7 protein-coding genes are annotated in these 8,648 nt (G+C 70.4%); 3 read left to right on the top strand and 4 right to left on the bottom strand.

Features of this window, described 5'->3' with window-relative positions; translation table 11 throughout:
- Both ICN82_RS16235 and ICN82_RS16230 read right to left on the bottom strand, forming a co-directional pair.
- Positions 1-1,171, bottom strand: a 1,171-nt coding sequence (locus ICN82_RS16235) for an ATP-binding protein (RefSeq protein WP_193184720.1), incomplete at its 3' end; no start/stop codon positions are given.
- The gene (locus tag ICN82_RS16230; RefSeq protein WP_193184717.1) at positions 1,168-2,406 is read right to left on the bottom strand and encodes a metallophosphoesterase family protein; all 1,239 of its coding nucleotides are present in this window, start codon (positions 2,404-2,406) and stop codon (positions 1,168-1,170) included. The genes ICN82_RS16235 and ICN82_RS16230, both read right to left, overlap by 4 nt.
- Before the next feature lie 248 nt (positions 2,407-2,654).
- Between ICN82_RS16230 and ICN82_RS16225 the strand changes: the two genes are divergently transcribed.
- Together ICN82_RS16225 and ICN82_RS16220 are read left to right on the top strand one after the other, a co-directional pair.
- Entirely contained in the window at positions 2,655-4,829 is a 2,175-nt protein-coding gene (locus ICN82_RS16225) for an esterase-like activity of phytase family protein (protein ID WP_193184714.1), read from the top strand.
- A gap of 152 nt (positions 4,830-4,981) precedes the next feature.
- Complete coding sequence (locus tag ICN82_RS16220) at positions 4,982-5,890, top strand: LysR family transcriptional regulator (RefSeq protein WP_193184711.1); 909 nt, start codon at positions 4,982-4,984, stop codon at positions 5,888-5,890.
- 4 nt (positions 5,891-5,894) lie between these two features.
- Here ICN82_RS16220 and ICN82_RS16215 read toward each other — a convergent pair whose 3' ends face one another.
- Positions 5,895-6,893 carry a P1 family peptidase gene (locus ICN82_RS16215; protein WP_193184729.1) on the bottom strand — a complete coding sequence of 333 codons (999 nt, stop codon included), beginning with the start codon at positions 6,891-6,893 and terminating at the stop codon, positions 5,895-5,897.
- 227 nt (positions 6,894-7,120) lie between these two features.
- On the opposite strand from ICN82_RS16215, the gene ICN82_RS16210 reads away from it, so the two are divergent.
- A complete protein-coding gene (locus ICN82_RS16210) occupies positions 7,121-7,756 on the top strand; it encodes a DUF1523 family protein (RefSeq protein WP_193184708.1) in 636 nt (211 codons plus the stop codon).
- A 44-nt stretch (positions 7,757-7,800) separates the two neighbouring features.
- Here the strand turns inward: ICN82_RS16210 and ICN82_RS16205 are convergent, their stop codons facing one another.
- Positions 7,801-8,280 carry a hypothetical protein gene (locus ICN82_RS16205; protein WP_193184705.1) on the bottom strand — a complete coding sequence of 160 codons (480 nt, stop codon included), beginning with the start codon at positions 8,278-8,280 and terminating at the stop codon, positions 7,801-7,803.
- Positions 8,281-8,648 lie beyond the last annotated feature (368 nt).

Below are 8,648 nucleotides of genomic sequence, written 5' to 3'. Positions count from 1 at the left end.
GGGCGGCCGTGTCGCGCAGCGCCTCGCGGGCGGCCTCCAGCGCGGCGATCTCCGCGGGGCTGCAGACCAGCGCGCCGGGATCGGTGCCGGCGGGCAGGCCGAGTTCGCCGATCGCGTGCCGCATCGCCGCCTCGGCGGCGCGCAGCTCCGCCCGGCGGCGGTCCAGGTCCAGCTCGGCGCCGCGATCGCGGGCGGCCAGGTCGCGCAGCTCTTCCAGCGCCGCCGCCGGATCCGGCGCGGCGGGGTCGCGGCCAGGCGCGGCACGCCCGGCGGCCAGCTCCGCGATCTCGCGCTCCAGCTGATCGCGCCGCTGCGTGGCGGTGCCGTGCTCCGTGCGCAGCGCGACCAGCCGCTCGGGGTCGAAATCCAGCCGGTGCGGCCAGTCGGCGAAGGGGGCGAGCGCCGCCTCCAGCCGGGTGAGTTCGGCCATCAGCGGCAGCGCGCGGCGCCTGGCCGCGATGCCCGCCAGCATTCCGGCCAGGCGGTCCCGGTCCCGCCGCGCCTCCGTCTCGGCCGCCTGCGCCCGGGCGCGATCCCGCTTCAGCGCCTTCCAGGCGCTTGCCGTGACGTCGCGATCGCGGATCTCCCGCTCCAGCTCGGCCAGATCGCGCTTCAGCTCGGCGATGCGGGTGGTGCGGCCGCGCTTCTTCCAGATCGCCTCGGCCTCGGCGCGCACCCCGTCCAGCACCCCGCTGAGATCGGCAACCCCGGCCGCGGCGGAGAACAGCAGCCGCCCGATATCGCCCCGGGCATTGGCGATTTCCTCGCCGCCCTGTTCGATCGTCTCGTCGTCAAGGCACAGCAGCCGCCGGTAATCCGCCTCCGACAGCCCCGCGAGACAGGCCGAAAGCGCGGTTTCCGGCAGCACCGTCCCCCCGGCATCCACCAGCGATCCGCTGCGCCGGGGCAGGCGGGTGAAGCGCCGTGCGGTGCCCCCGATCTCCAGTTCGGCCGAGACCTGCAGGTTGGCGCGCATGTGCCGGAAGGCATAGTCCTCGCGCGCGGCGAACCCGTAGAACAGCCGCAGCACCGCCTCCATCGTGGTGGTCTTGCCGGCCTCGTTGCGCCCGTAGACGATGTGGAAATCGGGCCGGTCGCCCGGCAGGCCGAAATCGAAGGCGCGATCGGTGAAATGACCGAAGCGCTCCAGCTCCAGGCGTCTGATCCTCATCCCGCTTCCGCCCCCTTCATCCGCGCCAGGACGCGCTCTGCCCCCGCGCGGGACAGGCGCTCGGCCAGGGCCTCCTGGGCGCGGGCATCGGCGGCCAGCCGGTCGCGCAGCCCCGGGGGCAGGTCCTGCAGCACCGCCTCGGTCTCGGCGAGGGCGCGCGCGGCAAAGCCCGGTTCGGCGCGGATGGCGTCCATCGCTTCGGCCAGTTCCCCGGTCGCGCCGGCATCGGCCTGCGCCGCCGCGGGCGGCGCCAGGTCGAAGACCAGCCGGTCGATCCATATCCCGCCCAGCTGCTGGGCCAGCTCTGCGGCCTGCGCGTTCCAGACATCGCGGTCGCGCAGGATCTGCCAGCTGCGGGCGGGGCGGCCGGTCAGCGTCAGGCGGACGATCACGGCCCCGGCCGCGGTGGCGTCGCGCAGCCCGGCCAGATGCGCGCGCAGCATGGCGCGCAGCGCCTCGTCGCTTTCCGCCGGACCCGCATCCAGCGCCGATTCGGCGAATTCGACGACGCAGCTGGGCCGTTCGGACAGCGAGATCCGCCCCCCGTCGATCTCGAGAAGCGTGGCCGATTTCGGCCCGGCCTCGCCGATGTCGCGGCCCTGCGGCATGCCGGGCATGACGATCCAGGGGGCGCGGGAATGGATCTGCCGCCGGTGGACATGCCCGAGCGCCCAGTAGTCGAAGCCCATGCCCGCCAGCTCGGCGGGGCTGCAGGGGGCATAGGTGTCATGGCCCGGCGCGCCGCCCAGCGAGGTATGCAGCATGGCGATGTTCACGGCGCCGGGAACGGGGGCGCGGAACCGCGGCAGCAGGCTGTCGGGCGCGTGGCGGCCCGCGAAGCTGACCCCGTGGATCCAGATGTCGTCACAGAGCTGCTGGCGCCCGCCGGCGGCGTCGAAGACATGGACATTGCCGGGCAGGTCGAGACTGCCGGTGACCGGGTTTTCCGCATCGTGGTTGCCCTTGATGTAGAACACCCGGATTCCGGCGGCTGCCAGCCGGTCCATCTGGGCGGTCACGAAGGCGCCGGTTCCGGCGCTGCGCTCGCGCCCGTCGAACAGGTCGCCCGAGATCAGCATGGCCGCCACCCCTTCGGCAATCGCCGCCTCGACCAGCCCGCGGAAGGCGGCGCGCGAGGCGGTGGCAACGGTGTCGCGCAGGGCCGGGTTGCGCAGCGCCAGGGACCGCAGGGGCGAGTCCAGGTGGATATCGGCGGTGTGCAGGATCCTGACCAAGATCTTCCTCCTTCGCGGCCCTCCTTCGCGGGGCGCCCGCGCGCGGGGCGGCAGGACGGGCCCGCATCCGGTTCCTCTAGCGCGGCAGCGGCGCGGATGCGAGCCGCTTTGCCGTCGCGCCCCGCGCCGGCCCGACCGGCGCCCGCGGGAGGAAAAACTTCACGCGGCATTCACGCGGATGTCATCACGGCGTCACGATTGGCGGAGACCTGTGGCGCGATTTGCACCGGAACCACAGGGGAGCCCCCATGACCACGCGTCTGCTGTGCCTGACTTCCGTCCTCGCGCTGACCGCCGGGTCCGCGATGGCGGAGATGAATTTCAACCGCATCGCCAGCTTTGCCACCTGGCACAACATGGCCGAAGGCGAGGATGCCGCCCGCGAGACCTCGCCCGAGATCATCGTCGCCACGCAGGACGGCAACACGCTGGTCTATTCCGACAGCCCGCTGGGCGTGATCGGACTGGTCGACATCACCGACCCGGCAAGCCCGCGGCCCCTGGGCAATATCGACATGCAGGGCGAGCCGACCTCCGTCGTGGTGGCGGGCGAGCGCGCCTATGCCGCGGTGAACACGTCCGGGTCCTACACCGATCCCTCGGGCAAGCTGGTCACCATCGATCTGGGCTCGAAGGAAATCGTGGCCGAATGCGATCTGGGCGGCCAGCCCGACAGCATCGCGGCGGCGAAGGACGGCAGCTTCATCGCCATCGCCATCGAGAACGAGCGCGACGAGGACCTGGGCGACGGCCGCGTCGGGCAGATGCCCGCGGGCTGGCTGTCGATGCTGGACGTCACCGATGCGGGGGCGGCCTGCGACAGCCTGCGCCGCGTCGAGATGACCGGCCTGGCCGAGATCGCGCCCGAGGATCCCGAGCCGGAATATGTCGACATCAACGGGCTGGGCGAGACCGTGGTGACGCTGCAGGAAAACAACCACATCGTCGTCGTCTCGAAGGACGGCGAGGTCACCGCCAGCTTCTCCGCCGGGGCGGTGGACCTGACCGAGGTGGACCTGGAGGACGACCGCGCCGCGATCCGCCCGGCGAGCGAGCAGCCCGGCCGCCTGCGCGAGCCCGATACGGTCAAATGGCTGGATGACGACCATTTCGCCACCGCCAACGAAGGCGACATGGATGGCGGCAGCCGCGGCTGGACCGTCTGGAACAAGGACGGCTCGGTGGTCTGGGAGTCGAATTCCTCCTTCGAGCACGCGCTGATCTCCATCGGCCATTACCCGGACAAGCGGTCCGACGCGAAGGGCGTGGAGCCCGAGTCCCTGGCGCAGGGCACGTTCGGCGGCACGCCGATGGCCTTTGTCGGGTCCGAGCGCGGCGGCGCCTTCGGGGTCTATGACGTGACCGACCCGGCCAATCCGGTGCTGACGCAGCTGCTGCCCTCGGGCATCGGGCCGGAAAGCTTTGCCGTGATCGAAAGCCGCAACCTGATCGCCTCGGCCAACGAGACCGACCTGATCGAGGATGGCGGCGTGCGCGCCCATGTCATGGTCTATGAATACCAGGACGCACCGGCGGCCTATCCGCAGCTGACTGCCGCGGGGCTGCGCGACGCGGATGGCGTGCTGGTCGGCTGGGGCGCGATCTCGGGCCAGGTGGCCGCAGAGGACGGCACGCTCTATGCCGTTTCCGACAGCTTCTACGGCAAGCAGCCGACGATCTTCCGGATCGACGTGTCCGAGGCCCCGGCGAAGATCGTCGAGGCGATCCGCGTCACCCGCGACGGCGCCCCGGCCGGGAACATGGACATGGAAGGCATCACGCTGGACGGCGACGCGTTCTGGGTGGCCAATGAGGGCAATGCCGAGAAGGGCATCCCCCATGCGATCTACAAGGTCGCCATGGACGGCACGATCCTGGAGGAGGTGGCGATCCCCGAGGCGCTGGCCGCCAACGAGACCCGTTTCGGCTTCGAGGGCATCGCCAGGATCGGCGATACGCTGTGGATGGCCGTGCAGCGCGAATGGAAGGACGACCCGGAAAACACCGTCAAGCTGGTGGCCTACACGCCTGCGACCGGCGAATGGGGTGCGGTGCGCTATGAGAAGGCGCAGCCGGAAACCGGCTGGACCGGGCTGAGCGAGATCACCGCCCATGGCGATTACGTCTACGTGGTGGAGCGCGACAACCAGATCGGCGAGAATGCCGTGACCAAGAAGATCTACCGCATCCCGGCCTCCGACATGGTGCCCGCGCCGCTTGACGGCGACGACATGCCGATGGTGTCCAAGGAAGAGGTCCGCGACCTGCTGTCCGATCTGACCGCCACCGGCGGCTTCGTGCTGGACAAGGTCGAAGGGCTGGCCATCGCCGCGGATGGCACGGCCTGGGTTTCCACCGACAATGACGGCGTGGACGACCATTCGGGAGAGACGATGTTCTTCTCCATCGGCCGGATCGAGTAACCCATCGTTTCCATACGGGAAACCCGGCGGCCCGTTATCGGGCCGCTTTTTCCATTCAAGATCAAGTGACTGAAAGATTTCATCGGGAGTTGCCGTGACGTCTTGCCCCCGCGGGAGCTTTGACGTTTCCTGCGGCGAAAAGGCCCCTGCTGATGACCATGCTTTCCGTTCACTCCCTCGACGGGCGCCTGCTGCGCCTGTTCCTCGAAGTCTATGAATGCAATTCGGTCAGCCGCGCGGCGCGGCGCCTTTCCCTGACCCAGTCGACCGTCAGCCACGGGCTGGAGCGGCTGCGCCGCGCGCTGGGGGACCCGCTTTTCGTGCGGGACGGGCGCAACATCGTGCCGACCGCGCAGGCCGATCTTCTGGCGCCGCGGATCCGCAAGGCGCTGGCGGCGATGGAAGCGCTGGCGCGGCCGCAGGATTTCGATCCGACGCGGGAGACCCGGCCGGTGACGATCGCCTGCAACGCCTATGAATTGCCCGCCGAAACCGCCGCGATCTTTCGGGCCCTGCGCGCGGATTCGCCGGATCTGCCGGTGCGGTTCGTGCCCCTCGGCCCGGTCGCGGCGCTGCGCGCGCAGCTGGAAAGCGCGGTGGTGGACATGGCGATCGGCCTGCGCACGGGCCCCGTGCCGCAGGATTGCGAGAGCCAGCCCTTCCTCGCCGACCGCATGACCGTGTTCTACGATGCCGCGCGGCGGGGGCGGGTCGCCACGCTGGAGGAGTTCCTCGCGGCGCCCCACGCGGTGCTGGATTTCGGCACTGGCCAGCCCTCGCTGCTGGATCGGCGCCTGACGGAGCTGGGCCTGCGCCGCGAGGTGCATCTGGCGGTGCCGACGGTGCGGCTGCTGGGCGACATGATCCGCGGCACCGACCTGATCGCGACGATGCAGGAGCGGTTCGCCTCGGGCGTGCTGGCGACGCTGGGGGCCTGTCCGCCGCCGCTGGATCTGCCGGGGGTGCAGTACGACCTTGTTTGGCATCGCCGCCAGAGCGAGTCGCGCCGCCACGACTGGCTGCGCCGCCGGATCGCGGCGGCGGTCACGCCGGCGCCCTGACGCGTCAGGTTCCGGCGGCGAAGCGGGTCGCCCAGCACGGCACCAGGTCGTCCGGCGCCGGGGTCGCGGCGTAAACCCCGCGGGCGATGGCCCGCGCCAGGCACAGCGCCGCGGCATGGCCCAGCTGCATCTCCTGCGCCAGCGGATCGGTCAGCGGCTGGGCGCCGGTCGCGGCGGCGAAGACCAGGTCGCCGTCGAGCGGCGTATGCGAGGGCAGGATCGCGCGGGCCATGCCGTCATGGGCGGCCACGGCCATCCGCTGTGCCTGCGCCTTGGTCAGCTGCGCATCGGTGGCCACGATGGCGATCGTGGTGGATTCGCCCTGGCCGCGCGGGCTTTGCGCGGCTTCGGGCGGCGGGGCTGTCCTGGCCATGCCGCGCCCGCCGAATTCGTCACCGGCCTCCCAGGGGGCGGCCCAGAACTGCGCCCCGTCGCCGACCGTGACGGATCCCAGCGGGTTGACCGCCACCAGCGCCCCCACCACCAGCCCCGAGGGCAGCACGAAGGAGGCCGAGCCGAGCCCGCCCTTCAGCGGCCCCGCCGTGGCGCCCGTGCCCGCCCCGGCCGTGCCGAGATCGAAGACCGGACCGGCCGTGGCCAGCGCCCGCGCCCCCAGCGCCGGATAGGGCGTGTCGGTCCAGCCCTTGTCGCCGCCATTGAGCAGGTCGAACAGAATGGCGGCGGGCACGATGGGCACGCGTTCGCCGCCCACCTGGAACCCGCGTCCCTGGGCGCGCAGCCCCGCCATCACCCCCGAGGCCGCGTCCAGTCCGAAGGCCGATCCGCCGGACAGCACCAGCGCATCGACGCCCTGCACCAGCCGGTCGGGGGCCAGCGCGTCGGTTTCGCGCGTGCCCGGCGCGCCGCCCATCACGTGCACGGCCGCCACGAAGGGCCGGTCCGCGGTGAGCACCGTCACCCCGGTCTTGATTGCCGTGTCCGCGGCATTGCCGACGCGCAGCCCCGCGACATCGGTGATCAGGTTGCGTTCGCCCGGTTTCATCATCACGCTGGCCCTTTCCGCGCTGTGCCGTTTTGCCTATATACGTCGCAGGACACGTTGCGGCGACAGGCCTGCCGGGGCGGTCGCGGTGCCGGGCGGGGAACCCCCGGCCCGCGCAGGGCGTTGTCCGCCCGGAGCAATGCATGCCCGTCCCGACCGCCGCCCGGTCCGGCGGGAGAACCGGGACCCGCGTCCCGGCCCATGGGCGGAGACGGAGACCAGACCACATGATGCGCAAACTGAGCCTGATCCTGTTCGCGGCGATCATCCTGATCGTGGCGTGCTTTCTCGGCTATACGCTGCCCCGGCAATATGTCGTCCGGGTGGTGAATACCGAGATCCAGCGGATCGACACCTCGGGGAGCTGGTTCTACGCCAATTCCGAAGCCTCCGGCGCCGACGGCACCCGCGACGTCAAGATGATCCAGACAATCCGCGACGGCGGGCGCCCCAAGGTGTTCCGCAACGAGGATACCGGCTGGGGCTGGCCGCCCTATTTCAAGTTCGACAGTGCCAATGTGCAGGCGCAGGCCTCGGATATGACGTCCTCGGCGGACAATCCCAACTGGGTGCTGGTCAAGAGCTATGGCTGGCGCAGCGAGCTGTTCTCCATCTATCCCAACGTGCTGAAGCTGCGCCCCATCGACAGCCCCGCCGACAAGCCCTGGCCGGTCTTCAACATCATCGTCATCCTGGCGCTGATCGTGCTTTGCGGGCTGGTCTACCGGGCGATCCACAAGTTCTGGGACCGGCGGGTGGATCCGATGATCGGCCGCGTGGCGGATGTCTTCGACGGCGACGACGACCGCGAGGGCCCCAACAAGCGCGCGCCCGTGCGCAACGAGGGCTGGTTCCGCCGCTGATCCGGCGGACCGGATTGCGGGGAAGGGGGCTTCGGCCCCCTTTTTCATGTCTGCATTTCCTGCCGGAGCCTGCGTGCCCTGCGCCGCTCCGCGAGGAGCGCGATCGCACCGCACAGGGCGATGACCCCATGGGGCAGCGAGGTCCTGGCGGCAAGCCCCAGCCAGTCGGACACCTCCAGCGCGTCATGCGCGTTCCTCCACCCCGCGATCGGGTCACCGGGGGAGGTGCAGGCGGTGTGCCGGCCATCTTCGGGGAACAGTGCCCCGACCTGGTCAAGCCATGGCAGATAGGCGTCCTGATAGCTTTTCCACAGCGTGTCGAAGGCCCAGAAGCCCAGGACGGCCGCGGTGGCGAGCAGAAGCGTCGCGCTGCGGTCGCGGCCGGTCCGCGAATAGGCGGCGATCATCCCGGCAAGGCCGACCGTGACCGACCAGCCGCGCAATGTCAGCAGCTGGGCGTTGAACCCTTCATAGGTGCGGAAGACCAGATCGAACTGGTGCCAGAGGAGCGTGCAGCCATCCATGGGGGACTCCTGTCGGACGGTTTGCAGCCATTAGCGCCCGCCCGCGCGCCCGTGACAAGCCGCAGATGCACCCGGTTGCGCCCTGCGCCGTGCCCGGCGGCGCGGCGGCGGGCCGGTTAAGCATTGCGGATGCGGCATGTCGCGGAGAGGGTTGGGAAACCCGGCATGCGTTAATCATTGGTTTACGTTTTTACTAACCGAAAGAACGGGTTAGATCCCATCCGGCGGCGCATCGGCCTTGACGGAGCGGGCGATCCGGGGTACAAGTTCAGGCAAGCTAGAAGAGATGGGCAAGGCACCCTGGGGCGACCCGGCAGGTGCCTTTTGCGTCTCTGCTCGTGCGGTGTTTCCCGCATGAGAGAGTAGGT

Origin of the sequence: Mangrovicoccus algicola (assembly GCF_014903745.1) — a bacterium.
GTDB lineage: Bacteria > Pseudomonadota > Alphaproteobacteria > Rhodobacterales > Rhodobacteraceae > Mangrovicoccus > Mangrovicoccus algicola.
The sequence above is the reverse complement of the archived record's forward strand: the minus strand, read 5'-3'. Positions and strand labels throughout refer to the sequence as shown.